This is a genomic window from Polaromonas sp. P1_G2 (assembly GCF_056405515.1).
The window spans coordinates 1-358 of record NZ_JBFUBY010001767.1; the positions used below are offsets into that span (position 1 = coordinate 1).

The 358-nt window shown below is 59.2% G+C and carries 1 protein-coding gene; it reads left to right on the plus strand.

The genetic code is table 11. The features are described from left to right. Window positions 1-59 precede the first annotated feature (59 nt). A partial coding sequence (locus AC1D0P_RS32505; protein ID WP_477680484.1) for an FAD-dependent oxidoreductase occupies window positions 60-358 on the plus strand: 299 nt, incomplete at its 3' end.

Consider the following 358-nt stretch of genomic DNA (forward strand, 5'->3'; position numbering starts at 1 on the left):
GGCGCTTATGCGGCACGACTCTACCTGAGTTCTTACACTTTCCCAATCAGTTTTTCAACATGAAACATTCAAGAGTCTTAATCCTCGGTTCGGGACCTGCCGGCTATACCGCGGCCGTCTACGCGGCGCGCGCCAACCTCAACCCGGTGCTGATCACCGGCATCGCACAGGGCGGCCAGCTCATGACCACCACCGATGTCGACAACTGGCCGGCCGATGTGCACGGCGTGCAGGGGCCGGACCTGATGCAGCGCTTCCTCGAACACGCCGAGCGCTTCAAGACCGAGATTATTTTCGACCACATCAACAAGGTCGACTTCAGCAAGCGCCCCTTTACCCTGACCGGTGACAGCGGAAC